Here is a 26,998-nt window from a genome sequence, read left to right as displayed (position 1 = left end):
ACCACACGTGTGGGTGACGAACCGCAGTCGAGGCGTGACGTAACGTCGCAGCGTGATCGAGCCGCACGCGCCCGCCCCGCCCGGTTCCCCGCCGCCCTGGAGCGCCCCGGGCGGCCCCGGCGGCCCGGCGCGGCTGCCCGTCCGGCCGGGCATCGGACGGTTCCTGGTCCTCGCGGGCGTGTTCGTCTGTGCGGCCTGCGGACTGGTGTACGAGCTGGAACTCGTCGCCCTCGCCTCGTACTTGATGGGCGACTCCGTCACCCAGGCGTCCGTCGTGCTGTCCGTCATGGTCTTCGCGATGGGCATCGGCTCCCTCGCCGCGAAACGGCTGCGCGGGCTCGCCGCGGCCGGCTTCGGCGCGGTCGAGGCGACCCTCGCCCTCGTCGGCGGGTGCAGCGCGATGGCCCTCCACGCGGTCTTCGCCTGGACCGGCGACTGGGGCGGGATGTGGGCCAGCGGGCCGCGCTGCCTCCTGGTCGCCTTCTCCCTCGCGACCGGGCTGCTCATCGGCGCCGAGGTCCCGCTGCTGATGGAGCTGATCCAGCGCATCCGCCGCCAGGACGCGGGCGGCGCGGTGGCCGACCTGTTCGCCGCGGACTACGTCGGTGCGCTCGTCGGCGGACTCGCCTTCCCCTTCCTGCTGCTGCCGTTCTTCGGCCAGCTGACCGGCGCGCTGCTCACCGGCGCCGTCAACGCGGTCATCGGGGGCGCGCTGGTGCTCGGCCTGTTCCGCCGGGACCTGACCCGGCGCGCCCGCTGGCTGCTGCTGGCCGCCAACGTGCTGGTGCTGGCGGTCCTCGCCTCGGCCGCCGTCCTCGTCGACGACTTCGAACGGGCCGCGCGGCAGGCGGTGTACGGCGGCGACGTACGCGTGGCGCTCCAGACCGGCGTGCAGGAGGTGGTCCTCGCCGGCGGTACGGACGGCCGGCCCCTCGACCTGTTCCTCGACGGCCGGCTGCGGGTCAGCGGGCGCGACGAACTGCGCTACCACGAGGCCCTCGTCCACCCGGCCATGACCGGACCGCACGCGCGCGTGCTGATCCTCGGCGGCGGTGACGGACTGGCGGCACGCGAGGTGCTGCGGCATCCCGGGGTGGCACGGGTCGACGTCGTCGAACTCGACGAGGAGGTGGTGCGGCTGGCCCGCACCGACCCGGCCCTGTCCGCGCTGAACAGGCACGCGTTCGGCGACCCGCGCGTGCGCGTGACCACGCAGGACGCCTTCGGCTGGCTGCGCGGAGCGCCCCCGGGGGCGTACGACGTGGTCCTCTCGGACCTGCCGGACCCGGGCATCACGGCGAGTACGAAGCTGTACTCGCAGGAGTTCTACGGCCTCGCGCGGCGGGTGCTCGCCCCCGGCGGCCGGCTCGTGGTGCACGCCGGGCCCGTCGCGTCCAGCCCGCGGGTGTTCTGGACGGTGGACGCGACCCTCCGCGCGGCCGGCTTGCGCACCGCCCCGTACGGCACGGGCGGCCGCCACGCCGGTTTCGCCGTCGGCCCCGACCGCACTCCCACCGACCGCTCCCGGGCGCCCCGGGACTGGGGTTTCGTCCTGGCCGCCCGTACCGAGCCGCGGCCGCGCCTCGACCCGGACGGCCCGCGCCCGTACGCCGTCGACGACGCGACCCTCGCGGCGGGGGAGCGGGCGGCACGGGCCACGCGGATCGCGGGGCTGCCCGCGTCGACGCTGGTGCATCCGCGCTACTGAGCGGGCCCGGGCGGCCTGGTGAGGGCGGGTGAGGATACGCCTGGTGGGGGCGGATCGGGGGCTAATCCCGAAGGCGGGGGTGCGTTTCGGCGCGTGCTGGGTAGAGTCCGTCCACATGGAGCACGAGGTGTTCGTTCCGGTTCCGGCCGAGCGGCTCAGGGAGGTGCTGGACGACCCCGCGCGGGTCGCCCGGGCTGTTCCGGGGCTCCAGCAGGACGCCGGCGCCGAGCCAGTCGCCGGGCGGCTGAAGATCCGGGTCGGCAGCCACTCGGTCACGTACCGGGGTGCCGTACGGGTGTCCCTGGGGGACGACGGGGCGTACGCCGTCGAGGGCGACGCCACGGAGGCCCGCGGCACCGGCTCGGTGAAACTCGCCCTGCGGATCGCCCTGCGGGACGCGCAGGACGGCACGACGGTCGTGTTCGCCGGTACGGCCGCCGTGGACGGACGGATCAAGGACCTCCCGTCCGATGCGGTCGAGGGCGCCGTCACCCGCCTGCTGAACCGTTTCGCGGAACACCTGGCCGCGGCAGCCCCGGACCCGACCATGCCCCTCGCCACCCAGGACTTCGAACCCCGCGCCACGACCGACTACGAGACGACCCCGGACGCGGACGACACGCCCCCACCGCCCCCGGCAGCGGCCGAGCGGGGTGCCACGCCCGAGTCCGACGAGGAGGCCGGGGCGTCGGGGCCCGCGGCCGGCGGTGCGGCCGGCGAGGGCCGGACCGCCGGGGCTGCCGAGAAGGCTTCGGCGACCGGGGGCGCCGGGGAGGCTTCCGCCCCCGGACCCGACGACAAGACGCCGGCCTCCGGCGACATCGCGGACGACGCTCGCGCATCCGGGGGCGGCGATGAGCCCCGGGCCCCGGGCGATGCCGACGAGCCCCCTGCTCCCGCAGCCGCCGACGAGCCCCCTGCTCCGGCAGCCGCCGACGACGCTCCCGCACCCGGGAGCGGCGACGCGCCCCCGGCCCCGGGCGGCACCGACGCGCTCCCGGCCCCGGACGGCACCGACGCGCCCCCGGCCCCGGACGGCACCGACGCGCCCCCTGCCCCCGCCGGCGGCGACGACGCTCGCGCCTCCGCTCCCGCCGACGAACCCCCCGCCCCTGCCCCGGAGCCCCCCACCACCTTCGGCGCCGACGTTCCGCCGTCTTCTCCCGGGCCCACGGACGGGGACGACGAGGACATCGCCGAGGCGGCGCACGCGCGGCGGACGATGATCGGGCGGAGTGCCGAGGAGGTCGATCACGCGCCGCCGCGCGGGCGGTACGCGCCGGTGCCCGCGCCGCAGACCGTGATGCCCTCGGCCCCGCTGCGCTGGGCGGCCCCCGCCGCAGCGCTCGCGCTGGCCTCGGCCGTCGTGGCGGTCCGGGCCCTGCGCCGCCGCCGCTGAAAACGCCCGCACCACGTGAGGCCCTCTTGATCACCCCAGTAGGGTCGTCCCGTGAGTGACGAAGACATCACGCTGACCGCGGGCGACGCGGAGGTGACCGTGCAGCCGGGCAACGGCGGCCGGGTCGGAGGGCTGCGGATCGGCGGCGTGGAGATGCTCCGGCAGGGGGAGCGGTTCGGCTGCTTCCCGATGGTGCCCTGGTGCGGACGGATCCGGGACGGGCGGTTCCTGGACGGCGCCGCCGTGCGGCAGATGCCCCTCAACGCCCCGCCCCACGCCATCCATGGCACCGCCCGCGACGGCGCCTGGCGCACCGCCCGCACGAGCACGGCCGAGGCCGTCATCACCTACGAACTCGTCGACCCCTGGCCCCACCCGGGCCGCGTCACCCAGGTCGTCGCCCTCACCGAGGACGCGCTGACGCTGACCATGTCCGTGGAGACGTACGAGTCGTCGTTCCCCGCGCAGATCGGCTGGCACCCGTGGTTCAACCGGAACCTCGGCGGCGAGGACGTGACGCTCGACTTCGACCCGGCGTGGCAGGAGGAGCGCGGCGACGACCACCTGCCCACCGGCAACCGCGTCGAGCCGAAGCCCGGCCCCTGGGACGACTGCTTCGGGATGCCCGGCGGCGTCGACGTGACCCTCACCTGGCCCGGGCAGCTGGAGCTGAAGGTGACCAGCCGGGAGGAGTGGGTCGTCGTCTACGACGAGCAGGAGGCCGCCGTGTGCGTGGAGCCGCAGACCGGCCCGCCCAACGGGCTCAACACCGCACCGCGCCTGGTCACGCCCCTGGAGCCGCTGGAGGCCACCACGACCTGGAGCTGGCGCCGCCTCTAAGCTGGGCGGCATGACGGACACACGCGGCGCGCTGCTGCAGCAGATCAAGGACAAGGCCGTGGTGCACGGCAAGGTGACCCTGTCGTCTGGCATCGAGGCCGACTACTACGTCGATCTCCGGCGCATCACGCTCGATGGCGAGGCCGCCCCGCTGGTCGGGCAGGTGCTGCTGGACCTGACCGCCGACTTCGACTTCGACGCGGTGGGCGGGCTCACCATGGGCGCCGACCCGGTCGCCGCCGCCATGCTGCACGCCGCCTCCGCGCGCGGGCAGCGCCTGGACGCCTTCGTCGTACGGAAGGCCGCCAAGGCGCACGGTCTGCAGCGGCGCGTAGAGGGCCCGGACATCGCCGGCCGCCGAGTGCTGGTCGTCGAGGACACCTCCACCACCGGCGGCTCCCCGCTCACCGCCGTCGAGGCCGTGCGCGAGGCCGGGGCCGAGGTCGTCGCCGTCGCGACCATCGTCGACCGGGCGACCGGCGCCGCGGAGAAGATCCAGGAGGGCGCCGGGGTGCCGTACCTCTTCGCCTTCTCGAAGGACGAGCTGGGCCTCGACTGACCAGGGCGTGGACGGTGGCCTGGACCTTCCGGCCAAGTCTGGAAAGATGGGGCCGACGATGACGTCGCACCCCAAGGTCTAGGTCAGGGCCGACAACGCAGTACGCCAACCCGCAGATACAAGGAGCGGACGCATGCCCATCGCAACTCCCGAGGTCTACAACGAGATGCTGGACCGGGCGAAGGCAGGAAAGTTCGCCTACCCGGCCATCAACGTGACCTCCACCCAGACCCTGCACGCGGCACTGCGCGGTTTCGCCGAGGCGGAGAGCGACGGCATCGTCCAGATCTCCACGGGTGGGGCCGAGTTCCTGGGCGGCCAGTACAGCAAGGACATGGTGACCGGCGCGGTCGCCCTGGCCGAGTTCGCGCACATCGTCGCCGAGAAGTACCCGGTGAACATCGCGCTGCACACGGACCACTGCCCGAAGGACAAGCTCGACGGGTACGTACGTCCGCTGCTGGCGCTCTCCAAGAAGCGCGTCGACGCCGGTCTGGCCCCCCTGTTCCAGTCGCACATGTGGGACGGCTCCGCCGAGACCCTCGCCGACAACCTCTCCATCGCGCAGGAGCTGCTGGAGCAGGCCCGCGCCGCGAAGATCATCCTCGAGGTGGAGATCACCCCGACCGGCGGCGAGGAGGACGGCGTCTCCCACGAGATCAACGACTCCCTCTACACCACGGTCGACGACGCGATCCGCACCGCCGAGGCCCTGGGCCTGGGCGAGAAGGGCCGCTACCTGCTCGCCGCGTCCTTCGGCAACGTGCACGGCGTGTACAAGCCGGGCAACGTCGTCCTGCGCCCCGACCTGCTGAAGGAGCTGAACGAGGGCGTCGCCGCGAAGTTCGGCAAGGCCTCTCCGTTCGACTTCGTCTTCCACGGCGGCTCCGGCTCCTCGGAGGAGGAGATCCGCACCGCGCTGGAGAACGGCGTGGTCAAGATGAACATCGACACGGACACGCAGTACGCCTTCACGCGTCCGGTCGCGGACCACATGTTCCGCAACTACGACGGTGTCCTGAAGGTCGACGGCGAGGTCGGTTCCAAGAAGACCTACGACCCGCGCACCTGGGGCAAGCTGGCCGAGGCCTCCATGTCGCAGCGCGTCGTCGAGGCCTGCGGCCACCTCCGCTCGACCGGCACGAAGATCAAGTAAGTCCCGGTTCGCTCGCGTGGAGCCCGGCACCTCCTGTGGTGCCGGGCTCTTCCGTATGCTCCCTGCATGGCCGACGTGCGGATCGCCTCGCCCCAGGGCCGGTGGATCCTGCTCACCACCGTCCTGGGCTCCAGCATGGCTCTGCTGGACTCCACCGTTGTCAATATCGCGCTGCCCCGCATCGGCCGTGACCTGGACGCGGACCTGGCGGCCCTCCAGTGGACCGTCAACGCGTACATGGTCACGCTGGCCGGGCTGATCCTGCTGGGCGGGGCGCTGGGCGACCGTTTCGGGCGCCGGAAGGTGTTCGTCATCGGCGTGGTGTGGTTCGCGGTGGCGTCCCTGCTGTGCGGGATCGCGCCGAACGCCGGGGTGCTGATCGCCGCGCGTGCCCTGCAAGGGGTGGGCGGCGCCCTGCTCACCCCGGGGTCGCTGGCGCTGATCCAGGCGTCCTTCCACCCCGACGACCGGGGCCGCGCGGTGGGCCTGTGGTCCGGCTTCGGCGGGATCGGGGCGGCGGTCGGGCCCTTCGTCGGCGGCTGGCTGGTGGACGGGCCGGGCTGGCGGTGGGTGTTCCTGCTGAACGTTCCGCTGGCGCTGCTGTGTGTGCCGGTCGCCTTGCGGCACGTGCCCGAGTCGGGGGACCAGCGGGCGCACGGGCGGTTCGACGTGCTCGGGGCCGTGCTGGGGGCGCTGGCGCTCGCGCTGGTGACGTACGCGCTGATCGAGGCCGGTGGGGGCGGTGCGGTGGTGGCGGTCTCGGCGGTGGCCGGGCTGGCCGCGGCCGTCGCGTTCGTGGTCGTCGAGCGGCGCCGGCCCGATCCGATGATGCCGACCGACATCTTCGCGTCCCGGCAGTTCACGGCCGTCAACCTGGTCACGCTGTGCGTGTACGCGGCCCTCGGCGGGTTCTTCTTCCTCGCCGCGCTCCAGCTCCAGGTGGTGGTGGGGTACTCGGCCCTCGCCGCCGGTACGGCGCTGCTGCCCACGACCGTGCTGATGCTGCTGCTGTCCGCGCGGTCCGGGGAACTGGCCGACCGGATCGGACCCCGGATCCCGCTGACGGTGGGACCGCTGCTGTGCGCCGCCGGGATGCTGCTGATGCTGCGGGTCGGGCCGGGGGCGTCGTACGTGGCCGATGTGCTGCCGGCGCTGCTGGTGCTCGGGCTGGGCATGGTCACGCTGGTGGCGCCGCTGACGGCGACCGTGCTGGGGTCGGTGGACGTGTCCCGGGCGGGGCTGGCCAGCGGGATCAACAACGCGGCGGCCCGGGCGGCGGGGCTGGTGGCGGTGGCGGCGTTGCCGTTGCTGGCGGGGATGGGGGAGGAGGCCTACCGGGAGCCGGGGGCGTTCGATGTCGCCTTCGGGAAGGCGATGGCGTGGTGTGCGGGGGCGCTGGTGGTGGGGGCGGTCGTCGCGGCGGCGGTGGTACGCAGGCCGCCGCCGGGGTGCAAGCGGCCGGAGTGTCTGAGGCACGGGGGTGTGACGGCACCGCCGCTGGAGGGCGAGCCGGTGCGCAAGCGGTTGTCGTAGGACCGGCCCGGCCGCGGGCAGTCGCCGCTCCGCCGGGTTGCGGACCCGCGTGGCCCCAGCGACAACGCCGGGCACCCGGAAGCGCCGGGTTGCCCACCCCGGGACGGCGCCGCAGCTGTCCTCATGGCGCAGACTTGACCCATGTCCATTCACGAGAACCTCCTCGGGGGCCCGCCCCCGACCCACCTCCCCGACGACCCCGGGCCACGGGAAATGCTCGCGTCGGGTACCGCGCCGGTCGACGTCGCCGCCGCGCACCCCACCTCCTCGCTCGCCTGGGCGCAGCTCGCCGACGAGGCGTTCGAGCGGGGCGCGACCGTCGAGTCGTACGCATACGCCCGTACGGGCTACCACCGCGGCCTGGACGCGCTGCGCCGCAACGGCTGGAAGGGCCACGGCCCCGTCCCGTGGGAGCACGAGCCGAACCGCGGCTTCCTGCGTGCCCTGCACGCCCTCGCCCGTGCCGCACAGGCGATCGGCGAGCAGGAGGAGTACGAGCGCTGCTCCCAGTTCCTCAAGGACTCCTCGCCGGAGGCGGCGCAGGTCCTGGGCTGACGGCGGTCCGTGTGCGTGAGGCCCGTCCGCCGAGCGGGCGGGCCTTGCGGTTTCGGGGGACGATTGCGGAGTATGCCCCTGGGGACCGGGGCCCCCGTGCCGGCATCGGCAGGGGCGGACCGCTACCCGGAGTTACAAAGCAGGAGACAGCGATGTCCCACGAGGCTCACGAGCCCGAGACCCCGCATCTCGATTTCCACGGCACGACGCCGTACGAGGACTACGTCAAGGCGGACGTGCTCACCCACCTCCAGCACACCCTCTCCGACGACCCCGGAGAGATGGTCTTCCTGGTCACGACCCAGGTGATGGAGCTGTGGTTCACGGTCATCGTCCACGAGTGGGAGACGGCGGCACACGCGCTGCGCCGCGACGACGTCCCCACCGCGACCGCCGCGCTGAAGAGGTCCGTGCGCGAGCTGGAGGCGCTCAACGCCTCCTGGAAGCCGCTCGGCCAGCTCACGCCGGCCCAGTTCAACTCGTACCGGTCCGCCCTCGGCGAGGGCTCCGGGTTCCAGTCGGCGATGTACCGGCGGATGGAGTTCCTGCTCGGCGACAAGTCCGCGTCCATGCTCGTCCCGCACCGGGGCGCGCCGCGTGTGCACGCCGAGCTGGAGAAGGCGCTGCACGAGCCGAGCCTGTACGACGAGGTGGTGCGGCTGCTCGCGCGGCGCGGGTACGACATCCCCCAGGCCGTGCTGGGGCGTGACGTGTCGCTGCGCTACGAGCCGTCGCCGGAGGTGGAGGCCGCCTGGACGGCCGTCTACTCGGGTGACGAGAGCGGCGACCTCGCCCGGCTCGGCGAGGCGCTGACGGATGTCGCCGAGCTGGTGTGGCGCTGGCGCAACGACCACCTCGTCGCCACCCGCCGAGCGATGGGCGCCAAGACCGGCACGGGCGGCTCCGCCGGAGTGGCCTGGCTGGAGAAGCGGGCGCAGAAGCACGTGTTCCCGGAGCTGTGGACGGCGCGGTCCTATGTCTGAACTCGCGATGCGCGCGGAGAAGCTGGACGCCGCCGACGAGCTGCGCGGCAAGCGGGACGGGTTCGTTCTCGACGATGTCGTGTACCTCGACGGCAACTCGCTCGGCGCGCTGCCGGCCGTCGTCCCCGGGCGGGTCGAGGACGTCGTACGCCGCCAGTGGGGCGAACTGCGCATCCGGTCCTGGGAGGAGAGCGGCTGGTGGACGGCGCCCGAGCGGATCGGTGACCGGATCGCCCCGCTGGTCGGCGCGGCGCCGGGGCAGATCGTGGTGGGCGACTCGACAAGTGTCAACGTCTTCAAGGCACTTGTGGGGGCGGTACGGATGGCCGGGGAGGGCCGCGACGAGATCCTCGTCGACGCCACGACCTTCCCGACCGACGGGTACATCGCCGAGTCCGCCGCCCGGATGACCGGCCGCACGCTGCGGCCGGTGGCACCGGCGGACGTGCCGGGCGCGCTGGGCGCCCGTACCGCCGCCGTGCTCCTCAACCACGTCGACTACCGCACCGGCCGGCTGCACGACCTGCCGGCGCTGACGGCCGCCGTGCACGGGGCGGGCGCCTACGCCGTCTGGGACCTGTGCCACAGCGCGGGCGCGCTGCCCGTGGGGCTGGACGAGCACGGCGTGGACCTCGCGGTCGGCTGCACCTACAAGTACCTGAACGGCGGGCCGGGTTCACCGGCGTACCTGTACGTGCGCCGGGAGCTTCAGGACCGCTTCGACTCCCCGCTGCCCGGCTGGAACTCCCACGCCGAGCCGTTCGGGATGCGCAGCGGGTACGAGCCGGCCCCCGGCGCCCTGCGCGGCCGGGTCGGCACCCCGGACATCCTCTCCATGCTCGCCCTGGAGGCGGCCCTGGAGGTGTGGGACGGGGTGACGGTCGAGGCGGTGCGGGCCAAGTCGCTCGCGCTGACGGACTTCTTCCTGGAATGCGTGGCGGAGTACGTGCCCGAGGGCCGGGTCGAGTGCCTGACGCCGGTGCCGCACACGGAGCGGGGCAGCCAGATCGCCCTGCGCTGTGACGACGCCGGTGACGTGATGAAACGGCTCATCGAGCGGGGGGTGGTCGGCGACTTCCGGGCGCCGGACGTGCTGCGCTTCGGCTTCACACCGCTGTACGTGGGCTTCGCCGACGTGGAGCGGGCGGCGCGGGTGCTGTCCCGGACGCTGGGGTGAGTCCCCCCTGACGAACGGCCCCCGCCGCCGCGGGGGCCGTTGCGGTCTTCACCCAGCGTGACATCCCCGTGTCCGCGCATGTCACGCGCCTGATACCGTCCCGGCCAACGGCCGGATCCCCGCCTGGTCCGCCATCTACGTTTGATCGCTGAGGGGTTGGAGCATGACGGACGACGTCGCAGCAGCACGGGCCGCCGCGGAAGAGAAGTCGGTGTTCTCGCACGCGCCCGTCGAGCCCGACGTGACCGCCGCCTACGGCGACCACCCCGACCAGGTGATCGACTTCTACGCCCCGCGCGCGCAGGGCGGCCCGGGCGGGCCCGCCCCGGTCGTCCTCGTGCTGCACGGCGGTGCCTGGCGGGCGCCCTACGACCGGCGTCACATCAGCCCGTTCGCGGACTTCCTCGCCCGCCGCGGGTTCGCCGTGGCCAGCGCCGAGTACCGGCGTGGTGGTGACGACGACTCCGTCGCGGGGCGCTGGCCCGACACCTTCGACGACGTCGCGGCGGCGCTGGACGCCCTTCCGGGGCTCGTCCGGGAGCTGCTGCCGCAGGCCGACCCGCGCCGTACGGTCCTCACCGGTCACTCGGCGGGCGGGCACCTCGCGCTGTGGGCCGCGTCCCGGCACGTCCTGCCGGCCGGCTCGCCCTGGCGCAGCGACAGCCCGACGGCCCTGCGCGGCGTGGTCGCCCTCGCCCCGATCGCGGACCTCGCGGTCGCCGACAAGCTGGACGTGTGCGGCGGGGCCGTACGGCAACTCCTGGGCGCCGACGAGCACTTCGCGGAGCGGCAGCCGTACGCGGACCCGGCGCTGCTGCTGCCCACCGGCATCGCCACCACTCTCGTCCAGGGCCGCACGGACCTCGTCGTGCCGCAGGTGGTCGCCGAGTCGTACGCGGACGCGGCGGCGAAGGCCGGGGAGATCGTGGGAGTGACGCTGCTGGAGGACGTGGGGCACTTCCCGCTCATCGACCCGGCGGCGGACGCGTGCGCGGTGGTCGTGGAGGAGATCGCCCAACTGGCCTGGTGATGGCTCAACCGGCCTGGTGATGGCTCAACCGGCCTGGTGATGGCTCAACCGGCCTGGTGGCGGCCTCTTCGGTCAGACCCTTAGGTCGTACCCGTAGTACCTGAGAGCCAGTCCGCAGGTGAGCTCCGCGGCGGGACGCGGACGACGAGTCCCGCTCCGTAACTTCCCTTCCGTGCAGACCCGATGGCCGGGTGCGCTGGAGGGGGACGACCATGGGGTCCGCGGCGGAGTACCGCTTTGGTGAAGGCGCTCGGCGCCGCGCCCACCGATGGCGTCGCGCCGCGCTCGCCGCCCTCATCACCGGCGCGGTGGTGTTCCCCCTCTCCGCGGCCGGGCGCCCGGACATCCCCGCGCCCGCACCCGCCTTGCTCGCACCTCTCAGCGCGTCGACGCTCGACGAGGCGTACGCGGCCAACCGTGCCAACGCCGCCGAAGCGGCCCGCATGGCCGCCGCCCACCACGACCGGGACCGGGCCGCGGCGGATCGTCAGCTGGCCGCCCCGGCCCGGCAGCTCCTCCGTTTCGACGGCCGTGGCTCCGGCCGGGTGACGGAGGTCCTGGGCGACCTCGCCCGCGCCGACCGCATCGCCGTCCTGGTCCCCGGCTCCGACACGAGCCTCGACACCTACGGCCGGTTCCACGCGGCCGCCGCCGCCCTGTACGGGCAGCTCGCACGGGAGGCCCCCGCGGGCACGCGCACGGCGGTCGTGGCCTGGCTGGGCTACGAGACGCCGGGCACGGTGAGCGCGACGGTCACCACGACGGGCAGGGCGGAGCAGGCGGCACCGCGGTTGCGCGCGCTCGTCGCCGGCCTGCGCGCCACAGCGGGCGGCGGACCGCGCGTCTCGCTGCTGTGCCACTCGTACGGCTCGGTCGTCTGCGGCCGGGCCGCCGCCGGGCTCGCCGTCGACGACATCGCGCTCGTCGGCAGCCCCGGCACCGGCGCGGACTCCGTGACCGCCCTGCACACCCGCGCCCGCGTCTGGGCGGCCCGCGGCGCCGACGACTGGGTGGAGAACGTCCCGCATGTCAGCGCCGACCTGTTCGGCACCACCGTCGGTTTTGGCACCGACCCCGTCTCCCCGGCCTTCGGCGCCCGGGTCTTCGCGGCCGGCGACGGCGGCCACAGCGACTACTTCAGACCCGGCTCGACCTCCCTGACCAACCTGATCCGGATCGTCCTGGGCGAGACCAAGGCGGTGACCCATGACTGACGTCGGAGTACGAGGTGCCCGAGGTGCGGAGCGAGGTGTCCGGCACGTGGTGCGCCGTGGCGCCGAGCGCGTCGCCGCGGCCACCCCGGCCGACCGTGACCGGGCCGTGGACGCCCTGCGCGCCGTCGCGGTCCTCGGCGTTGTCCTCGGGCACTGGCTGGTCACGGCCCTGGTCGCCGACAGCGGAACCCTGCGCACCGCGAGCCCTCTGCAGCACATGCCCTGGCTGACGCCCGTCTCCTGGCTGTTCCAGACGCTCGCCGTGTTCTTCCTGGTCGGCGGCCATGTCGCCACCCGCAGTCTGGCCTCGGCCCGGGCCCGTGGCGTCCCGTACCACCGCTGGCTGACAGCCCGGCTGACCCGGCTGTTCCGACCGGTCGCGGCCGTCCTCGGCCTGTGGACGGTCGCCGCACTGGCCCTGCTGCTGTCGGGCGCCGAGTTCGGGACGGTCCGGACGCTGGTGAAACTGGCCCTGTCCCCGCTGTGGTTCCTCGTGGTGTTCGCGGCCCTGACGGCGGCGACCCCGCTGCTCACCCGGCTCAACCCGCTGTGGCCGCTGGCCGTCGTACTGCATGTGGACCTGTTGCGCTTCGGCCTCGGCGGCCCGTCCTGGCTGGGCTGGGTGAACGTCGCCGCGGGCTGGCTGGTGCCCTTCACGCTGGGCGCGGCCTGGACCCGGGGCGAGCTGGAGCGCCGCCGCGCGGGCTGGATCCTGCTCGTCGGCGGTGCGGTGGCGACGGCGGGGCTCGTCGCGTGGGCGGGCTATCCGGCGTCGATGGTCGGTGTCCCGGGCGAGGGCATGTCCAACCTGGACCCGCCGACGCTGGCCGTCGTCACGTTCGGGCTGGCCCAGTGCGGTCTCGCCCTGCTGCTGCGGGAGCGGCTGCGGCAGGGGATGCGTCGGCCCGTGGCGTGGGCGGCGGTGGCCCTCGTCAACCTCTCCGCGATGACCGTCTTCCTGTGGCACCAGACGGCCCTGATGGCCACGACGGCCACCGGCCTCCTGGCGGGCCGGCTCCCCGGCCTGCACACGCCGCCCGACAGCCTCGGCTGGGTCGGGGCCCGGCTGCTCTGGCTGCCCGTGTTCGCAGTGGCCCTCGCCGCGTGCTGGGCCGCGTTCCGGTTCTTCGAGCAGGGCGCGGGCGGCCGGGGTCGCAGGTCGCGGGTGGTGCGGGCGCACCGTCCGTCCGACCGGGGGCCAGCGGTGGAGGCCCGCCATGTCTAGGCTGGGGCGCGTGACGGACACGGGGGTGGGCCGCGCGCTGCGGGCGCGCGTCGGGGGCTGGCTGCGGGTGCTGCGGGAGGACCTGTGGACCGCCCGGGCGGACCCGTTGCCGCCGTCCATGTGGCTGCGCTGGTTTCCGCACGGCGTGCTGTGTCTGGTCGCGTTCGGGGTCACGTTCGGCGGGGTGGCGCAGCTCGGCGACAACGGAGGGGTGGGCCCGCAGATCGCCTTCCTGCTCGGGCTGGCGTCGGGCGGTGCCGTAGTGCTCGCGCTGTGGCGGCCGATCCCGGCGTGGTGGCTCTCGATGGGGGCCATGGTGCTGGGCGCCCTCGAGGTGCGCCGCCAACTGCTGGCAGGTGGCGCCCGCGACTTCACCTGGCCCTGGACGTCGGCGGGGATCATCGGACACATGGCGGTGCTGCTGCTGCTCGCCCTGCGAGTGCGTACCAGGGTGTCCACCGAGGTGCTCGCGCTGACCGTGCTCCTCACCTACGTCGTCCAGGGACTGCTGGGCGCGGCCGGCTATGTGCCCACCGGGGTGCTCGCGGTCACCCTGTTCGCCGTCGTCGTGGTCGTCGGCACCGCCCTGCGCGGCCGCCGCGAGGCCCGCGCGCAACTGGTCGAGCAGACCACGCTCACCGCCGAGGAGCGCACCCGGCGCACCCTGCTGGAGGAGCGCAGCCGCATTGCTCGGGAGCTGCACGACGTGGTGGCCCACCACATGTCGGTCATCTCCATCCAGGCGCAGGTCGCCCCCCACCTGGTCGAGAACCCGCCCGACGAACTCAAGGAGAACCTCGCCGGCATCCGGCAGAACGCGCTGGAGGCGCTGACCGAGCTGCGCCGGGTGCTGGGCGTGCTGCGCTCGGAGCAGGCCGGGCCGGGGGAGACGCCCGCCGGCCTCGGCGGCGACGGCGCCGGCCACGCCCCGCAGCCGGATCTCGACCGGCTCGACGCGCTGGTGGAGAACACCCGGGCCGCCGGCCGCGAGGTCATCACCGAGATCAACGGCGAGCGGCGGCCGCTGCCGCCCGGCGTGGAGCTGTCCGCGTACCGGATCGTGCAGGAGGCGCTGAGCAACGTCCTGCGGCACGCGCCCGGCGCGAGAGCCACGGTCCGTCTCACGTACCAGCCGGACGGCCTGGAGGTGGAGGTCGTCAACGGCCGGCCGACCGGGCCCGCACCGCCCTCGACGGGAGCCGGGCACGGACTGCTCGGCATGCGGGAGCGGGTCGCGATGCTCGGCGGCACCATGACGGCACACCCGTGGCACTGGGACGGCTTCAAGGTCACCGCGTTCCTCCCGGACACGCCGCCCGCCGACGCCCCGGGCACCACCCGTTCCACCGACAAGACCACCGATCCCCGGGGAGGGACCCCATGACGAGCAGCGCCGGCCGACCCATCCGGGTTCTCATCGTCGACGACCAGGCGATGGTCCGGCAGGGCTTCACCGTGCTGCTCGGCACCCAGCCCGACATAGAGGTCGTCGGTGAGGCGAAGGACGGCGAGGGCGGCGTCGCGAAGGCGGCCGAGACCGCCCCGGACGTCGTCCTCATGGACATCCGCATGCCCGGGATCGGCGGCATCGAGGCCACCGAGCGCATCACGACCGCGAACCCGGACATCAAGGTGCTGGTGCTCACCACCTTCGACCTCGACGAGTACGTGTACGACGCGCTGCGCGCCGGAGCCTCCGGGTTCCTGCTGAAGGACGCGTCGTCGGAGCAGCTCGCCGAGGCGGTCCGGGTGATCGCGGCCGGTGACGCGCTGCTCGCCCCGGTCATCACCCGCAAGCTGATCGCCGAGTTCTCCCGGCTGGACGACCGTCCCCGCGCCCCGCTCAAGGAGCGGATCGGTGACCTGACCGAGCGGGAGACGGAGGTGCTCGCCCTGATCGCGCAGGGCCTGTCGAACGCGGAGATCTCCAGGCACCTGTTCGTCGCCGAGCAGACGGTGAAGACCCATGTGGGCCGGATCCTGGTGAAGCTGGGCCTGAGGGACCGGACGCAGGCGGCGGTGTTCGCGTACGAATCGGGGCTGGTCCGGCCGGCGGGGTACTGAGGCGGGGGCCTCGATGTACCGGACGGGGACCCGGCCGGCCCCCGTAGTACCTGAGAGGGACGCCCCGGAACCCCTCTCACTGAGGACGACCGCGACCCGGGGGCGCGCTTACCGTTCTGTACGTGACCGAGACGACTCACCTGCAGACCACGCCGCCGGGCGACGGGGCCAAGCCGCGCAGCCCGGAGTTCCGGCTGGCCGCGGACGCCCTGCGCGGGCTGCGGCAGGACCTGATGCACGACGCGTTCGCCTACCGCCTGCTGCCGCGCATGCGCGTCGACGGCCCCCTGACCCGGCGGCTGCCCGGGCGCCTGCGGGACTACGCGGCCTGGACGCCGCACGCCGTGGTCTGCGCGGCCGCCCTGTTCGCCCTGGCCATCGCCACGGTCGACGACGGCTTCGCGTTGCTGCTCGGCCTGCTCGCCGCGGTCCCGATCCTGCTGACCATGGTCCGGCCGGTCGGAGCGTTCTGGCTGTCCATGGTGGCCACCCCGCTCGCGCTCCCCTTCGGCGACCCGTGGGGGGACTGGCCCTGGCTGCCGGGCAGCTTCGCCTGCCACCTGACGGTGCTGACGATCGTGGCCATCCGCACCCGGCCGCGCACAGCGGCCTGGATGTGGGCGCTGACCGCGCTCTACGGCATCCTCGCGGAGACGATCTTCGGCTCGGCGGGCCGCTACAGCACCAACACCGGCCCCATGCTGGCCGTCTCCGCGTTCGTCCTCCTCGCCGTCACCGTCTGGCACATCCGCCGCCACGCGGAGCAGGAGGTCACCGCGCAGCAGACGGTCACCGCGCACGAGCGCTCCCGCCGCACGCTGCTGGAGGAGCGCACGACGATCGCCCGCGAACTGCACGACGTGGTCGCCCACCACATGTCGGTGGTGGCCATCCAGGCGGAGGCCGCGCCCTACCGGGTGGAGAACCCGCCGCCGGAGCTGGAGAAGGCCTTCGCCACCATCCGGGAGAACGCGGTGGCGGCCCTGACGGAGCTGCGCCGTGTCCTGGGCGTCGTCCGCGCCGAGGACTACGAGGCCCCGGACGCACCGCAGCCCACGCTCGCCGATCTGGAGGGGCTGCTGGCCAATGTGCGGGACGCCGGGCTGAGCGTGGAGAAGGTGGTGACCGGTGCGGTGCGCGAGCTGCCGCAGGGCGTGGAGCTGTCGGCGTACCGGATCGTGCAGGAGGCCCTGAGCAACACCCTGCGGCACGCGCCGGGTGCGAGTGCCCGCGTGGAGATCGGGTACGTGCTCGGCGGCCTGGGCCTGCGCATAGTCAACGGCCCGCCGCCGAACCCGAGCCTGATCAAGCCCTCGCCGGGCGCCGGGCACGGCATCACGGGCATGCGGGAGCGGGTGACGATGCTGAACGGCGAGATGACGGCGGGCGGCACGGACGACGGAGGTTACGAGGTGGCGGTGTTCCTGCCGGTCGCCCTGCCGGACGAGGACGACGCATGACCATTCGCGTGCTGATCGCGGACGACCAGATGATGGTGCGCGAGGGCTTCTCGGTCCTGCTGAACGCGATGCCGGACATCGAGGTCGTCGGCGAGGCGGTGAACGGCCGGGAGGCCGTCGCGAAGGTCCGCGAGCTGGCCCCGGACGTCGTGCTGATGGACATCCGCATGCCCGAGCTGAACGGCATCGAGGCGACCCGCGAGATCGTCGCCGCCGACGGCGCGGCGAAGGTGCTGGTGCTCACCACCTTCGACCTCGACGAGTACGTCTACCAGGCGCTGCGCGCGGGAGCCTCCGGGTTCCTCCTCAAGGACGCCTCGGCCCGCCAGCTCGCCGACGGGGTGCGGGTCGTGGCCGCCGGTGAGGCCCTCCTGGCACCCTCGGTGACCCGGCGTCTGATCACCGAGTTCTCCAAGCTGTCCGAGACCCCCCGCCTCATGCCCTCCGCGCAGGCGGCGTACGGCGACCTCACCGACCGGGAGACGGAGGTGCTGGTCCTGATCGCGCAGGGCCTGTCGAACGCGGAGATCGCCGAGCGGCTGGTGGTCGCCGAGTCGACGATCAAGACACACGTCAGCCGGATCCTGGTGAAGCTGGGGCTCAGGGACCGGACGCAGGCGGCGGTGTTCGCGTACGAGGCGCGGCTGGTGACGCCCGGCTAGCCGGGGGACGCCGCCCCGCGGGCCCGCGAGGCGACGGTCCGGATCAGTCCGGATCAGTCCAGCTGCATCGGCACGCAGTCGCTCACGTACGACTTGGAAACCCAGCCGGTGGTGCCCTTGGCCAGGCCGCTCTTGGACTTCTGGCCCAGCTTCAGCTTGATCCAGGAGCCCTTGGTGCCGACCTTCTTGCCCCAGTCGTTCTTGTGGAGGATGCCCTTGGACTTGTAGCCGGTGCCGGGGCCCGTGCGGAAGTTCACGCCGCTGCTCTTGTAGACGTAGTAGTAGACGCGCGGCTTGCACGGCATCTCGGCGGCGGTGGCGGCCGGGGCGGTGGTCGCGACCGCGCCGGCGGTCAGCGACAGGGCCAGCACGGCCGAGGCGGCCAGACGGGCGGGGACGCGGGTGCGGAGCTTGGCTCGCTGCTGTGTCATGAAGTTGTTCTTTCCTCACGAAGGCTTGTGCCGCTCAGGCGGCACGCCCAGCTTAACGATCTTGATCGAGGCCCGGTCCGCCGGTCTCGGCGGAACCCCCCTGGTCAGGGATGGGGCTGTGGAGCTAGCGTCCGTCCATGGCAGCTGCTTTCGACCTCGCGTTCGACCCGTGGGACCCGGCGTTCCTCGCCGACCCGTACCCCGCCTACGCCGAGCTGCGTGCGAGGGGCCGGGTGCACTACTACGAGCCCACGAACCAGTGGCTCGTCCCGCAGCACGCGGACGTCTCGGCGCTGCTGCGCGACCGGCGCCTGGGCCGGACGTACCAGCACCGGTTCACCCACGAGGAGTTCGGCCGCACCCCGCCCCCGCCGGAGCAGGAGCCGTTCCACACGCTCAACGACCACGGGATGCTCGACCTGGAGCCGCCGGACCACACCCGGATCCGGCGCCTGGTGTCGAAGGCGTTCACACCCCGCACGGTGGAGCGGCTGAAGCCGTACGTGCGGGGCCTGGCGGAGGAGCTCGCCTCGGCCCTGGTCGCAGCGGGCGGCGGCGACCTGCTGAAGGACGTCGCCGAGCCCCTCCCGGTGGCGGTGATCGCCGAGATGCTCGGCATCCCGGAGTCCGACCGGGCCCCGCTGCGCCCCTGGTCGGCGGACATCTGCGGGATGTACGAGCTGAACCCGTCCGAGGAGACGGCGGCGAAGGCGGTCCGGGCGTCCGTGGAGTTCTCCGACTACCTGCGCGAACTGATCGCGGCCCGCCGCAAGGAGCCCGGCGAGGACCTGATCTCGGGCCTGATCGCGGCCCACGACGAGGGCGACCGCCTCACCGAGCAGGAGATGATCTCGACGGCGGTCCTCCTCCTCAACGCCGGCCACGAGGCCACGGTGAACGCCACGGTCAACGGCTGGTACGCCCTGTTCCGCAACCCGGCCCAGCTGGAGCTGCTGCGCGCGGACCACACGCTGATCCGCTCCGCCGTCGAGGAACTGATGCGCTACGACACCCCGCTCCAGCTCTTCGAGCGCTGGGTCCTGGACGAAATCGAACTCGACGGCACGACGATCCCCCGCGGCGCGGAGGTCGCCCTGCTCTTCGGCTCCGCCAACCACGACCCGACGGTGTTCGAGAACCCGTCCGCCCTGGACCTGACCCGCCCGGACAACCCCCACATCTCCTTCAGCGCAGGCATCCACTACTGCATCGGCGCACCCCTGGCCCGTATCGAACTGGCGGCGTCGATGGCGGCGTTGCTGGAGAAGGCCCCGGCACTCCGCCTCGCCGAGGAGCCGCGGCGGAAGCCGAACTTCGTGATCCGGGGTCTCGAGGGCCTCAGCGTCGCGGCCTGAGACGCCGGAGCAACGCCCAGGCCACTAGGGCGGCGGCGACTCCGCCGAGGAGAGCCAGCGGCAGTTCGGCGTAGAGCACGCTCCAGTCCGGGGCCGCCTCGAACCGCCAGAGGCGCTCCCGGACGTCGACGGCCCACACCGCGAGTCCCGCGCCCGCGCCGACCGCCGCGGTCAGGCAACCGGCCGCGGCCTGCGTACGTTGTCCCATGCCCCGCATGGACGTACGCGGGCCGCTTCGCAGTTCCGGCACCGCTCAGGTCGTCATGTCCCGGCGCCGCAACCCCGCCAGGCCGGCGGCCACCAGCACCACGGCCAGCCCCAGCAGGACCAGCACCGGCCCCCACTCCATCTCCCCGCCCGGCAACTTGGGCAGATGGCCGAAGGGAGACACGTCCAGCACCGCCTGCGGGACGTCCAGCGCGGGGCCGACCCAGCCGATCAGCAGCACCGCCCCGGCGACGCCCCAGGCCGCCGCCGCTGCCCGGGGCAGTACGCCGATCAGCAGGACCGTGAGGCCGCCGATCACCCAGATCGCCGGCAGCTGCACCAGGCACGCCCCCAGGATCGGGCCGGTCTCCTTGCCGTAACCGGCCGCCAGGCCGAGGCCGGCCAGGAGCATGATGAGCGCAGAACCGCCGAAGGCGATCACCAGGTGGCCCGCGGCCCACCGCAGGCGCCCGACCGCGTTCGCCAGCACCGGTTCCGCCCGGCCGGAGGTCTCCTCGCCGTGCGGGCGGAGCACCGACGCCACGATGTAGAGCGCCGCGACCAGGCCGAGCATGCCGGTCATCGAGGCCAGGAACGTGTCCGTCAGGCCGGACCGGCCGCCCATCCGCTCGAAGATCCGCCGGGCGTTCTCGTTGTCGCCGACCAGGTCGGCGGCGCCCTCGGTCATGCCGCCGTAGACGACCCCGGCCAGGAGGAAGCCGATGCTCCAGCCCAGCACGCTGCCCCGCTGCAACCGCCAGGCCAGCGCGCCCGCGCTGCCCAGGCGGCCGGACGCCGGGCCCGGCCGGGTGGGCAGGAAGCTCATGCCGATGTCCCGGCGGCCGGCCAGCCCGTAGGCCACCGCGCCCTGGAGCAGGACCGCCCCGGCGAGCAGCGCCAGCACCCACCAGCGTTCGTCCGCGTACGGCCGCAGGTTCTCCAGCCAGCCCAGCGGCGACAGCCAGGTCAGCACCGACGAACCGTCGTCCGTCGCCGAGTCGCCCGCCGCGCGCAGCACGAACGCGGCGCCCAGCACCGCCGCCGTCAGACCCCGGGCCAGCCGCGCGCTCTCCGTGAGCTGGGCGACGATCGCCGCCATCGTGGCGAAGACCATCCCCACTCCGGCGATGCCGAGGCCCAGGGCCAGTGCACCGGTCGTACCCTGGCCGGCCAGGCCGGCGGTGAGCAGCAGGGCGAGCACCCCGTTCGCGACCGCCGCCGCCAGCAGCGCCGCCGTCAGGGAGGCCCGGCGGCCCACCGTCCCGGACGCCACCAGCTCCTGACGGCCGCTCTCCTCCTCGTCCCGGGTGTGCCGGACGACGACCAGCAGGCTCAGCACGGCGGCCAGGGCGCCCGCGTAGACGCCGACCCGCCACGCCGTCAGCGCGCCCAGCGAGTCGTCGAAGACCGGCCCGACCATCGCGCGCAGCGAGGAGTTGGTCCCCATCTGCCGGATCAGGTCGGCGCGTTCGGCCGGGGTGCCGTAGAGGCTCTCCAGGGTGTTCGGCATGGAGAGGGCCATCAGGGCGTTCACCGCGATCCACACCGGCATCATCAGCCGGTCGCGGCGCAGGGCGAAACGCAGCAGCGTGCCCGTCCCGGCCAGCTGGCGTGAGCTGCCGGGCCGCACCGCGAAGGCCGTCATCGGGCGGCCGCCTCGTCCTGATAGTGCCGCAGGAACAGTTCCTCCAGCGTCGGCGGCGTCGACGTCAGCGACCGCACGCCCGACTCACTCAGGGAGCGCAGAACGGCGTCCAGTTCGTCGGTGTCGACCTGGAGCCGGACCCGGCGCCCCTGCACGTCGAGGTCGTGGACGCCGGGCAGGTTCGCCAGCCCGTCGGGAGGGCCCGCGAGTTCGGCGACGACACTGGTGCGGGTCAGGTGGCGCAGGTCGGCGAGCGAACCGCTCTCGACCGTGCGGCCCTTGCGGATGATGCTCACCCGGTCGCACAGCTCCTCGACCTCGCTCAGGATGTGGGAGGAGAGCAGGATCGTGCGGCCCCGGTCGCGCTCCTCGGCCACACAGCGCTGGAAGACCTCCTCCATCAGCGGGTCCAGGCCCGAGGTCGGCTCGTCCAGGATCAGCAGGTCGACGTCCGAGGCGAACGCGGCGACCAGGGCGACCTTCTGCCGGTTGCCCTTGGAGTAGGTGCGGCCCTTCTTGGTCGGGTCGAGCTCGAACCGCTCGATCAGCTCCGCCCGGCGCCGGGGGTCCAGCCCTCCGCGCAGCCTGCCGTACAGGTCGATGACCTCACCGCCGGAGAGGTTGCGCCACAGCGTCACGTCCCCGGGGACGTAGGCGATACGGCGGTGCGCCTCCACCGCGTCCGTCCAGGGGTCGTGGCCCAGCACCTGTGCGGCGCCCGAGTCGGCGCGCAGCAGGCCGAGCAGGACCCGGATGGTGGTGGACTTGCCCGAGCCGTTGGGCCCGAGGAAGCCGTGGACCTCGCCGGAAGTGACCTCCAGGTCGAGTCCGTCGAGAGCGTGCGTCCGTCCGAAGGACTTGTGCAGTCCGGAGACGGTGATGGCCTTCGTCATGCTTCAGAACGTACGCTTCCTTCAGAAAATTGTGAAGTTAAGGAAGCCAGTGAATCGCGGATAGGATGCGTCCCATGACGGAATCAGCCAGGGGCGCGCGGGACGCGGAGACGGTGTCGAGGTTCGTCGAGTCCTTCGCGGCGCAGCTCGTCGAGGCCGGGATGCCGCGGATGCCCGCCCGGGTCTTCGCCGCGCTCCTCTCCTCGGACGAGGCCTCCATGACCTCGGCCGAGCTGGGCGAACAGCTCCGGATCAGTCCCGCGGCGGTGTCCGGCGCGGTGCGCTACCTGGCCCAGACGCACATGGTCTCGCGCGAACGGGAGCCCGGCTCGCGCCGCGAGCGCTACCGGGTGCGCGGCGACCAGTGGTACGAGGCCCTGACCAACCGCGACGCCGTCCTCAAACGCTGGGAGGAGGCCCTGCGCGAAGGCGTCACCAGCCTCGGCGCCGACACCCCGGCCGGCCGCCGCATGTCCGAGACGCTGGCCTTCTTCGAGTTCATGGAGAGCGAACTCGCGGCGCTGATGGAGCGCTGGCGCGTGCACCGGGAGAAGACGTTCGGGCCGGAATGACGCCCGGTGGGGCTCACGGCGCAGCCGGCACCGTCAACCCCCAGGCGCCCTCCCGGACCACCCATGTCCGGGTCCGTACCGGCCCCGACACCACCATGTCCGCCCGGTAGCGGAAGTGGGCTCCCGACACCGTCACCGTCCGGCCCTGAGCGAGCAGGGGCGATGCCTCGGCGCCCACCGACACCGGGCGGACCTCCACCGCCGCCACACCGCAGGCCGAGGGCAACACCGACACCGCCTCGACCGGCTGGTGCAGATCGACGAGGGTCTCGCCGTCCACCTCGACCCGCAGCCGGGAGGGACCGGGCTCGGGCGCGGAGGCGAGCCGGGACGGGCGGGCGGCCGGGACCAGGGTGCGGACCAGGGACTGGCAGGTCCGCAGCCAGGGGCGGCCCGGCGCGTCCTCGGCATCCGATGCCTGGGCGCCTGCCGTCACCGGCGGTATCCGCAGCGCGCCGAGCACCACCCCGTCGCTGTCGTCGACCAGCAGGTCCATCCGCCGCTCGACCCCGTCGAGCACCGCCCGCGCCGCCGCCACCGTCCCCGTCGGCACCCCCAGCGACCGGGCGAGGGACAGCACACCCCCGACCGGCACCACCGACAGCGCACATCCGGCCAGCTCCCGATGCCGGTGCAGCAGCGACACCGCGCGGATCAGGGCCCGGTCGTCACCGACCACGACCGGGCGCCGCGAGCCCCGCCGGGCCAGCGCCCGGGCGAACTCCTCCGGCCCCTCCGGCAGGCACAGCTTCACGGCCGCACCCGCTCCGAGCACGTCTTTCGCGATCCGTACGGACTCGCCGTCCGACCGACGGGCGACCGGGTCGACCACCACCAACAGCTGCTCGGACGTCGCGGAAGTCGCCACCTCGGCCATGCCTCGCTTCCTCGGGTAGCATCTTTGTGCAAGAGCCCCTTGCGCTATTGCGCCAGGGGCTTCGTCTATTCCGGGGCATCCGGTCCGACGGTTGGCGGCCAACGGCGGTCGCGGTGCACGCGGCTGCAGACGCTCCGCGTTCGCCCTCGACCATGGACATGCCCCGCCCGGAAGGGGTGTACGCGCGTGCCCGCACTTGTGCTGCTCGGTGCTCAGTGGGGTGACGAAGGCAAGGGAAAGGCCACCGACCTTCTCGGTGGCTCGGTGGACTATGTAGTGCGCTACCAGGGCGGCAACAACGCCGGCCACACGGTGGTCGTGGGTGACCAGAAGTACGCCCTCCACCTGCTCCCTTCCGGAATCCTGTCTCCCGGCTGCACGCCGGTCATCGGTAACGGTGTCGTCGTCGACCCGTCGGTCCTGCTCTCCGAGCTGAGCGGTCTGAACGAGCGTGGTGTCGACACCTCCAAGCTCCTCCTCAGCGGAAACGCGCACATCATCACGCCGTACAACGTCACGGTCGACAAGGTGACGGAGCGCTTCCTCGGCAAGCGGAAGATCGGCACGACCGGGCGCGGCATCGGCCCGACCTACGCCGACAAGATCAACCGCGTCGGTATCCGCGTGCAGGACCTGTACGACGAGTCGATCCTCACGCAGAAGGTCGAGGCGGCCCTCGACGTCAAGAACCAGATCCTCACCAAGCTCTACAACCGGCGCGCGATCGCCGTCGACCAGGTCGTCGAGGAGCTGCTGGGCTACGCCGACAAGCTCGCGCCGTACGTCGCCGACACCGTCCTGGTCCTCAACCAGGCGCTGGAGGAGGACAAGGTCGTCCTGTTCGAGGGCGGCCAGGGCACGCTCCTGGACATCGACCACGGCACGTACCCCTTCGTCACCTCCTCCAACCCGACCGCGGGCGGCGCCTGCACGGGCGCGGGCGTGGGCCCGACGAAGATCAGCCGCGTCATCGGCATCCTGAAGGCCTACACGACCCGCGTCGGCGCGGGCCCGTTCCCGACGGAGCTGTTCGACGAGGACGGCGAGGCGCTGCGCCGGATCGGCGGCGAGCGCGGTGTCACCACCGGCCGTGATCGGCGCTGCGGCTGGTTCGACGCGGTGATCGCCCGCTACGCGACCCGGGTGAACGGCCTGACCGACTTCTTCCTCACCAAGCTCGACGTCCTCACCGGCTGGGAGCAGATCCCGGTCTGTGTGGCGTACGAGATCGACGGCAAGCGGGTCGAGGAGCTGCCCTACTCCCAGACCGACTTCCACCACGCCAAGCCCGTCTACGAGATGCTCCCGGGCTGGAGCGAGGACATCTCCAAGGCGAAGTCCTTCGGCGACCTGCCGAAGAACGCCCAGAGCTACGTCAAGGCGCTGGAGGAGATGTCCGGCGCCCCGATCTCCGCGATCGGCGTGGGCCCGGGCCGGGACGAGACGATCGAGATCAACTCGTTCCTGTAGGCCGAAGGGCCGTCAGTGCCCGATCACCGGCGCCCCGCGCGGGCGCCGGTGATCGGGCATAGGCTGAAATACATACCCCGCGTGCTTCGACCAGAAGAAGGTGAGTGCCATGCGGGTGATGCTCAAGGCGACCCTGGACACGGAAAAGGGCAACGAGGTGATCCGGGCCGGCAAGATGCCGCAGGTCATCCAGGAAGCCATGGAGAAGCTCAGGCCGGAGGCGGCCTACTTCGCCCCCCTGGGCGGTCGCAGGACCTGCTTCCTGGTCTTCGACATGCAGGACAGCTCCCAGATGCCTCCCGCGCTGGAACCGTTCTTCACCGACCTCAACGCCGAGATCGAGGTCTGCCCGGTCATGAACGGCGACGACCTCCAGAAGGGGCTGTCCCAGCTGCGCTGACCCTCAGCTGAACACGATCATCGACCCCTGGGCCAGACTCCGCGTCACGGCCGCGTGCAGACCGAGCCAGACGTGGCGTTCCCGGGCGAAGGGGCTGGGATCGTACGGGGCCGGAACGGCGGGTTCCTCCAGCTCCGTGGGCACGAGCGGCGGTTGGGGAGCGGCCGGCGGGTTGGCCGGGTCGATGCCGATGGCCGGGGCGACCAGCTCAAGCTCCCGCAGCAGGGCGTGGGAGGAGCCCAGCGGACCGCCGCCCGCGAGGAGTTCGTCGTCGGCGAGCGGGCTGGGGAAGTCGACGGGGACGTACGCGCCCGCGTGGTCGTAGTGCCAGACGAGGTGCGACTGTTGGGCCGTCGACTCGAACATCTCCAGCAACTGCTCGTAGTCGCCGCCGAGTTCGTCCACGGGCGTCACCGGCAGGCCGCACACCTGGAGCAGGTAGGCGCGGCGCAGGAAGTGCAGCGCGTCGTAGTCGAAGCCGGCCACCGGGGCGACGTCGCCCGACAGCCCCGGCATGTACTGGTACACCGGCACCGGCGGCAGCCCGGCCTCGGCGAGCACCTTGTTGTATTGCGCGAGTTCCTCGGCGAACGGGTTGTCCGGCGTGTGGCACAACACGTCGACGAGCGGTACCAGCCACAGGTCACAGGCCAAAGAAGGCTCCTCGCTCAGCTCGGTGGGTCGGTGGCGCGGTGGTCAGAAGGGTATCGGTGCGGCACGTAAAGCGGCTCCTGCCGTGCATGTCCCATACCCATACCGACAGATGCGACGCAGGTCATCCTGAGGCGAGGCGCTCGATCAGGGCGATGGAGTGGGCGTTGTAGCCGTCGATGATCGCCCGGGCGGTGTCGGTGTCGCGGGCGCCCAGGGCGTCGACCAGCTCGGTGTGGCCGGCCCACAGCTCGCCCCGCAGGTCCCTGAGCCGGCGCAGGTGCTGCACCGCGCACACCCAGGTCTGCACGCGCAGCCGGTGCAGGAAGTCGGCGAGGTAGGGGTTGCCGAAGAGGGCGGCGAGCTCGCGCCAGAAGCGCAGGTCGTAGCCGATGAGGACGGTGAGGTCGCCGGCCGCGGCGGCCCGCTGCGCCTCCTCGCCGCGGCGCCGGACCCCGGCGAGCACGGCGGCGACCCGCGGGTCGCCGGGCTGCCCGGAGGCGTGCTGCCCGGTGGTGAGGGCGTGGAACATCCCCTCGATGACCAGGTCGCGGGCCTCGATCATGCCGCGGAAGTCCTCGGCCGAGTACTCGCGGACGCGGAAGCCGCGGTGCTGGTCGGCGTCGAGGAGCCCCTGCGCGGAGAGGTCGACCAGCGCCTCCCGGACCGGCGTGGCGGACACCCCGTACTGGTCGGCGATCTCCTTGACCGTGAACTCCTGCCCCGGCTGGAGCCGCCCCGCCAGTACCTCGTCACGAAGCGCGTCCGCGATCTGCTGCCGCAGGGTGCTGCGCGTGACGGCGCCGTTGCCGGAGCTGCGGGGCATGGTCAGGGCGTCTCCCTCGTCGCGTTCGGGTGGCGTGCACGTATATGTCTACGGCCACGCCACCCTACGCGTTCGAACGAGGTTCGAGGTGGTCGGCTACTGACGG

Annotated in this window: 27 protein-coding genes; 20 read left to right on the top strand and 7 right to left on the bottom strand. The window is 73.0% G+C overall.

Translation table 11 applies throughout. The features are described 5' to 3' along the window. Positions 1 to 52: 52 nt before the first annotated feature. The 16 genes from ACH4G3_RS11550 to ACH4G3_RS11475 all read left to right on the top strand — a co-directional run bounded on the left by ACH4G3_RS11550 (position 53) and on the right by ACH4G3_RS11475 (position 17,565). Positions 53 to 1,708 (top strand): polyamine aminopropyltransferase, encoded by a 1,656-nt coding sequence (locus ACH4G3_RS11550; protein ID WP_397624262.1) that lies wholly within the window; start codon positions 53 to 55, stop codon positions 1,706 to 1,708. A 115-nt stretch (positions 1,709 to 1,823) separates the two neighbouring features. Beyond that, positions 1,824 to 3,107, top strand: a complete 1,284-nt coding sequence (locus ACH4G3_RS11545) for an SRPBCC domain-containing protein (protein ID WP_397624261.1) — start codon at positions 1,824 to 1,826, stop codon at positions 3,105 to 3,107. 51 nt (positions 3,108 to 3,158) lie between these two features. Further along, positions 3,159 to 3,947 (top strand): aldose epimerase family protein, encoded by a 789-nt coding sequence (locus ACH4G3_RS11540; protein ID WP_397624260.1) that lies wholly within the window; start codon positions 3,159 to 3,161, stop codon positions 3,945 to 3,947. 10 nt (positions 3,948 to 3,957) lie between these two features. Continuing rightward, on the top strand, positions 3,958 to 4,506 hold the full coding sequence (gene pyrE / locus ACH4G3_RS11535) for an orotate phosphoribosyltransferase (protein ID WP_397624259.1): 549 nt from the start codon (positions 3,958 to 3,960) through the stop codon (positions 4,504 to 4,506). A 133-nt stretch (positions 4,507 to 4,639) separates the two neighbouring features. Next, entirely contained in the window at positions 4,640 to 5,662 is a 1,023-nt protein-coding gene (gene fbaA, locus ACH4G3_RS11530; protein ID WP_243379769.1) for a class II fructose-bisphosphate aldolase, read from the top strand. Positions 5,663 to 5,728: 66 nt separating this feature from the next. Next, on the top strand, positions 5,729 to 7,195 hold the full coding sequence (locus tag ACH4G3_RS11525) for an MFS transporter (RefSeq protein WP_397624258.1): 1,467 nt from the start codon (positions 5,729 to 5,731) through the stop codon (positions 7,193 to 7,195). A 141-nt stretch (positions 7,196 to 7,336) separates the two neighbouring features. Continuing rightward, the gene (locus tag ACH4G3_RS11520; RefSeq protein ID WP_010032064.1) at positions 7,337 to 7,750 is read left to right on the top strand and encodes a DUF3151 domain-containing protein; all 414 of its coding nucleotides are present in this window, start codon (positions 7,337 to 7,339) and stop codon (positions 7,748 to 7,750) included. Between the two features lie 152 nt (positions 7,751 to 7,902). Continuing rightward, positions 7,903 to 8,733 (top strand): tryptophan 2,3-dioxygenase family protein, encoded by an 831-nt coding sequence (locus tag ACH4G3_RS11515; RefSeq protein WP_354737079.1) that lies wholly within the window; start codon positions 7,903 to 7,905, stop codon positions 8,731 to 8,733. Further along, entirely contained in the window at positions 8,726 to 9,910 is a 1,185-nt protein-coding gene (kynU, locus tag ACH4G3_RS11510) for a kynureninase (protein ID WP_397624257.1), read from the top strand. The genes ACH4G3_RS11515 and kynU overlap by 8 nt, the downstream gene beginning before the upstream one ends. Before the next feature lie 163 nt (positions 9,911 to 10,073). Beyond that, positions 10,074 to 10,940, top strand: a complete 867-nt coding sequence (locus ACH4G3_RS11505) for an alpha/beta hydrolase (protein ID WP_397624256.1) — start codon at positions 10,074 to 10,076, stop codon at positions 10,938 to 10,940. 212 nt (positions 10,941 to 11,152) lie between these two features. Continuing rightward, entirely contained in the window at positions 11,153 to 12,154 is a 1,002-nt protein-coding gene (locus tag ACH4G3_RS11500; protein WP_397624255.1) for an alpha/beta hydrolase, read from the top strand. Beyond that, a complete protein-coding gene (locus ACH4G3_RS11495) occupies positions 12,147 to 13,379 on the top strand; it encodes an acyltransferase family protein (protein ID WP_397624254.1) in 1,233 nt (410 codons plus the stop codon). Before ACH4G3_RS11500 ends, ACH4G3_RS11495 begins: the two co-directional genes overlap by 8 nt. Further along, positions 13,372 to 14,763: a sensor histidine kinase gene (locus ACH4G3_RS11490; protein WP_397624253.1), complete on the top strand. Its 1,392-nt coding sequence runs from the start codon at positions 13,372 to 13,374 to the stop codon at positions 14,761 to 14,763. The genes ACH4G3_RS11495 and ACH4G3_RS11490 overlap by 8 nt, the downstream gene beginning before the upstream one ends. Further along, positions 14,760 to 15,443 carry a response regulator gene (locus ACH4G3_RS11485; RefSeq protein ID WP_397624252.1) on the top strand — a complete coding sequence of 228 codons (684 nt, stop codon included), beginning with the start codon at positions 14,760 to 14,762 and terminating at the stop codon, positions 15,441 to 15,443. Before ACH4G3_RS11490 ends, ACH4G3_RS11485 begins: the two co-directional genes overlap by 4 nt. A 122-nt stretch (positions 15,444 to 15,565) precedes the next feature. Beyond that, positions 15,566 to 16,903, top strand: a complete 1,338-nt coding sequence (locus ACH4G3_RS11480) for a sensor histidine kinase (protein WP_397624251.1) — start codon at positions 15,566 to 15,568, stop codon at positions 16,901 to 16,903. Then, on the top strand, positions 16,900 to 17,565 hold the full coding sequence (locus tag ACH4G3_RS11475; RefSeq protein ID WP_020270365.1) for a response regulator: 666 nt from the start codon (positions 16,900 to 16,902) through the stop codon (positions 17,563 to 17,565). Before ACH4G3_RS11480 ends, ACH4G3_RS11475 begins: the two co-directional genes overlap by 4 nt. Positions 17,566 to 17,618: 53 nt before the next feature. Here ACH4G3_RS11475 and ACH4G3_RS11470 read toward each other — a convergent pair whose 3' ends face one another. Then, positions 17,619 to 17,996: an SH3 domain-containing protein gene (locus ACH4G3_RS11470; RefSeq protein ID WP_397618335.1), complete on the bottom strand. Its 378-nt coding sequence runs from the start codon at positions 17,994 to 17,996 to the stop codon at positions 17,619 to 17,621. A gap of 137 nt (positions 17,997 to 18,133) precedes the next feature. On the opposite strand from ACH4G3_RS11470, the gene ACH4G3_RS11465 reads away from it, so the two are divergent. Then, positions 18,134 to 19,351 (top strand): cytochrome P450, encoded by a 1,218-nt coding sequence (locus tag ACH4G3_RS11465; RefSeq protein ID WP_397624250.1) that lies wholly within the window; start codon positions 18,134 to 18,136, stop codon positions 19,349 to 19,351. Here the strand turns inward: ACH4G3_RS11465 and ACH4G3_RS11460 are convergent. The 3 genes from ACH4G3_RS11460 to ACH4G3_RS11450 are packed head-to-tail and all read right to left on the bottom strand — an operon-like array spanning position 19,335 to position 22,096. Next, positions 19,335 to 19,559, bottom strand: a complete 225-nt coding sequence (locus ACH4G3_RS11460) for a hypothetical protein (RefSeq protein ID WP_397624249.1) — start codon at positions 19,557 to 19,559, stop codon at positions 19,335 to 19,337. The genes ACH4G3_RS11465 and ACH4G3_RS11460 overlap by 17 nt on opposite strands. Before the next feature lie 45 nt (positions 19,560 to 19,604). After that, positions 19,605 to 21,203, bottom strand: a complete 1,599-nt coding sequence (locus ACH4G3_RS11455) for an ABC transporter permease (protein WP_397624248.1) — start codon at positions 21,201 to 21,203, stop codon at positions 19,605 to 19,607. Next, positions 21,200 to 22,096 carry an ABC transporter ATP-binding protein gene (locus tag ACH4G3_RS11450; protein WP_397624247.1) on the bottom strand — a complete coding sequence of 299 codons (897 nt, stop codon included), beginning with the start codon at positions 22,094 to 22,096 and terminating at the stop codon, positions 21,200 to 21,202. The genes ACH4G3_RS11455 and ACH4G3_RS11450 overlap by 4 nt, the downstream gene beginning before the upstream one ends. Positions 22,097 to 22,170: 74 nt before the next feature. Between ACH4G3_RS11450 and ACH4G3_RS11445 the strand changes: the two genes are divergently transcribed. After that, entirely contained in the window at positions 22,171 to 22,668 is a 498-nt protein-coding gene (locus ACH4G3_RS11445; protein ID WP_397624246.1) for a GbsR/MarR family transcriptional regulator, read from the top strand. A gap of 13 nt (positions 22,669 to 22,681) precedes the next feature. On the opposite strand, the gene ACH4G3_RS11440 is transcribed toward ACH4G3_RS11445, so the two are convergent. Continuing rightward, positions 22,682 to 23,545 carry a diacylglycerol kinase family protein gene (locus tag ACH4G3_RS11440; RefSeq protein ID WP_397624245.1) on the bottom strand — a complete coding sequence of 288 codons (864 nt, stop codon included), beginning with the start codon at positions 23,543 to 23,545 and terminating at the stop codon, positions 22,682 to 22,684. 186 nt (positions 23,546 to 23,731) lie between these two features. Here ACH4G3_RS11440 and ACH4G3_RS11435 point away from each other — a divergent pair, with 186 nt between their 5' ends. Together ACH4G3_RS11435 and ACH4G3_RS11430 are read left to right on the top strand one after the other, a co-directional pair. Further along, positions 23,732 to 25,015, top strand: a complete 1,284-nt coding sequence (locus ACH4G3_RS11435) for an adenylosuccinate synthase (protein ID WP_397624244.1) — start codon at positions 23,732 to 23,734, stop codon at positions 25,013 to 25,015. A gap of 109 nt (positions 25,016 to 25,124) precedes the next feature. Continuing rightward, positions 25,125 to 25,415 (top strand): DUF3303 family protein, encoded by a 291-nt coding sequence (locus ACH4G3_RS11430; protein WP_397624243.1) that lies wholly within the window; start codon positions 25,125 to 25,127, stop codon positions 25,413 to 25,415. 3 nt (positions 25,416 to 25,418) lie between these two features. Here the strand turns inward: ACH4G3_RS11430 and ACH4G3_RS11425 are convergent, their stop codons facing one another. After that, a complete protein-coding gene (locus tag ACH4G3_RS11425; RefSeq protein ID WP_031116037.1) occupies positions 25,419 to 26,069 on the bottom strand; it encodes a phospholipase D-like domain-containing protein in 651 nt (216 codons plus the stop codon). 121 nt (positions 26,070 to 26,190) lie between these two features. After that, complete coding sequence (locus ACH4G3_RS11420; RefSeq protein WP_397624242.1) at positions 26,191 to 26,892, bottom strand: GntR family transcriptional regulator; 702 nt, start codon at positions 26,890 to 26,892, stop codon at positions 26,191 to 26,193. Positions 26,893 to 26,998 lie beyond the last annotated feature (106 nt).

The sequence above is a fragment of the Streptomyces afghaniensis genome (genome assembly GCF_044327915.1).
GTDB lineage: Bacteria > Actinomycetota > Actinomycetes > Streptomycetales > Streptomycetaceae > Streptomyces > Streptomyces afghaniensis.
The sequence above is the reverse complement of the archived record's forward strand: the minus strand, read 5'-3'. Positions and strand labels throughout refer to the sequence as shown.

Excerpts from the sequence above, each read along its gene's own strand:
- ACH4G3_RS11545 (WP_397624261.1), top strand. The coding sequence starts at position 1,824 with ATGGAGCACGAGGTGTTCGTTCCGGTTCCGGCCGAGCGGCTCAGGGAG.
- pyrE (WP_397624259.1), top strand. The coding sequence starts at position 3,958 with ATGACGGACACACGCGGCGCGCTGCTGCAGCAGATCAAGGACAAGGCC.
- fbaA (WP_243379769.1), top strand. The coding sequence starts at position 4,640 with ATGCCCATCGCAACTCCCGAGGTCTACAACGAGATGCTGGACCGGGCG.
- ACH4G3_RS11525 (WP_397624258.1), top strand. The coding sequence starts at position 5,729 with ATGGCCGACGTGCGGATCGCCTCGCCCCAGGGCCGGTGGATCCTGCTC.
- ACH4G3_RS11520 (WP_010032064.1), top strand. The coding sequence starts at position 7,337 with ATGTCCATTCACGAGAACCTCCTCGGGGGCCCGCCCCCGACCCACCTC.
- ACH4G3_RS11515 (WP_354737079.1), top strand. The coding sequence starts at position 7,903 with ATGTCCCACGAGGCTCACGAGCCCGAGACCCCGCATCTCGATTTCCAC.
- kynU (WP_397624257.1), top strand. The coding sequence starts at position 8,726 with ATGTCTGAACTCGCGATGCGCGCGGAGAAGCTGGACGCCGCCGACGAG.
- ACH4G3_RS11505 (WP_397624256.1), top strand. The coding sequence starts at position 10,074 with ATGACGGACGACGTCGCAGCAGCACGGGCCGCCGCGGAAGAGAAGTCG.
- ACH4G3_RS11500 (WP_397624255.1), top strand. The coding sequence starts at position 11,153 with ATGGGGTCCGCGGCGGAGTACCGCTTTGGTGAAGGCGCTCGGCGCCGC.
- ACH4G3_RS11495 (WP_397624254.1), top strand. The coding sequence starts at position 12,147 with ATGACTGACGTCGGAGTACGAGGTGCCCGAGGTGCGGAGCGAGGTGTC.
- ACH4G3_RS11490 (WP_397624253.1), top strand. The coding sequence starts at position 13,372 with ATGTCTAGGCTGGGGCGCGTGACGGACACGGGGGTGGGCCGCGCGCTG.
- ACH4G3_RS11485 (WP_397624252.1), top strand. The coding sequence starts at position 14,760 with ATGACGAGCAGCGCCGGCCGACCCATCCGGGTTCTCATCGTCGACGAC.
- ACH4G3_RS11475 (WP_020270365.1), top strand. The coding sequence starts at position 16,900 with ATGACCATTCGCGTGCTGATCGCGGACGACCAGATGATGGTGCGCGAG.
- ACH4G3_RS11470 (WP_397618335.1), bottom strand. The coding sequence starts at position 17,996 with ATGACACAGCAGCGAGCCAAGCTCCGCACCCGCGTCCCCGCCCGTCTG.
- ACH4G3_RS11465 (WP_397624250.1), top strand. The coding sequence starts at position 18,134 with ATGGCAGCTGCTTTCGACCTCGCGTTCGACCCGTGGGACCCGGCGTTC.
- ACH4G3_RS11460 (WP_397624249.1), bottom strand. The coding sequence starts at position 19,559 with ATGGGACAACGTACGCAGGCCGCGGCCGGTTGCCTGACCGCGGCGGTC.
- ACH4G3_RS11455 (WP_397624248.1), bottom strand. The coding sequence starts at position 21,203 with ATGACGGCCTTCGCGGTGCGGCCCGGCAGCTCACGCCAGCTGGCCGGG.
- ACH4G3_RS11450 (WP_397624247.1), bottom strand. The coding sequence starts at position 22,096 with ATGACGAAGGCCATCACCGTCTCCGGACTGCACAAGTCCTTCGGACGG.
- ACH4G3_RS11445 (WP_397624246.1), top strand. The coding sequence starts at position 22,171 with ATGACGGAATCAGCCAGGGGCGCGCGGGACGCGGAGACGGTGTCGAGG.
- ACH4G3_RS11440 (WP_397624245.1), bottom strand. The coding sequence starts at position 23,545 with ATGGCCGAGGTGGCGACTTCCGCGACGTCCGAGCAGCTGTTGGTGGTG.
- ACH4G3_RS11430 (WP_397624243.1), top strand. The coding sequence starts at position 25,125 with ATGCGGGTGATGCTCAAGGCGACCCTGGACACGGAAAAGGGCAACGAG.
- ACH4G3_RS11420 (WP_397624242.1), bottom strand. The coding sequence starts at position 26,892 with ATGCCCCGCAGCTCCGGCAACGGCGCCGTCACGCGCAGCACCCTGCGG.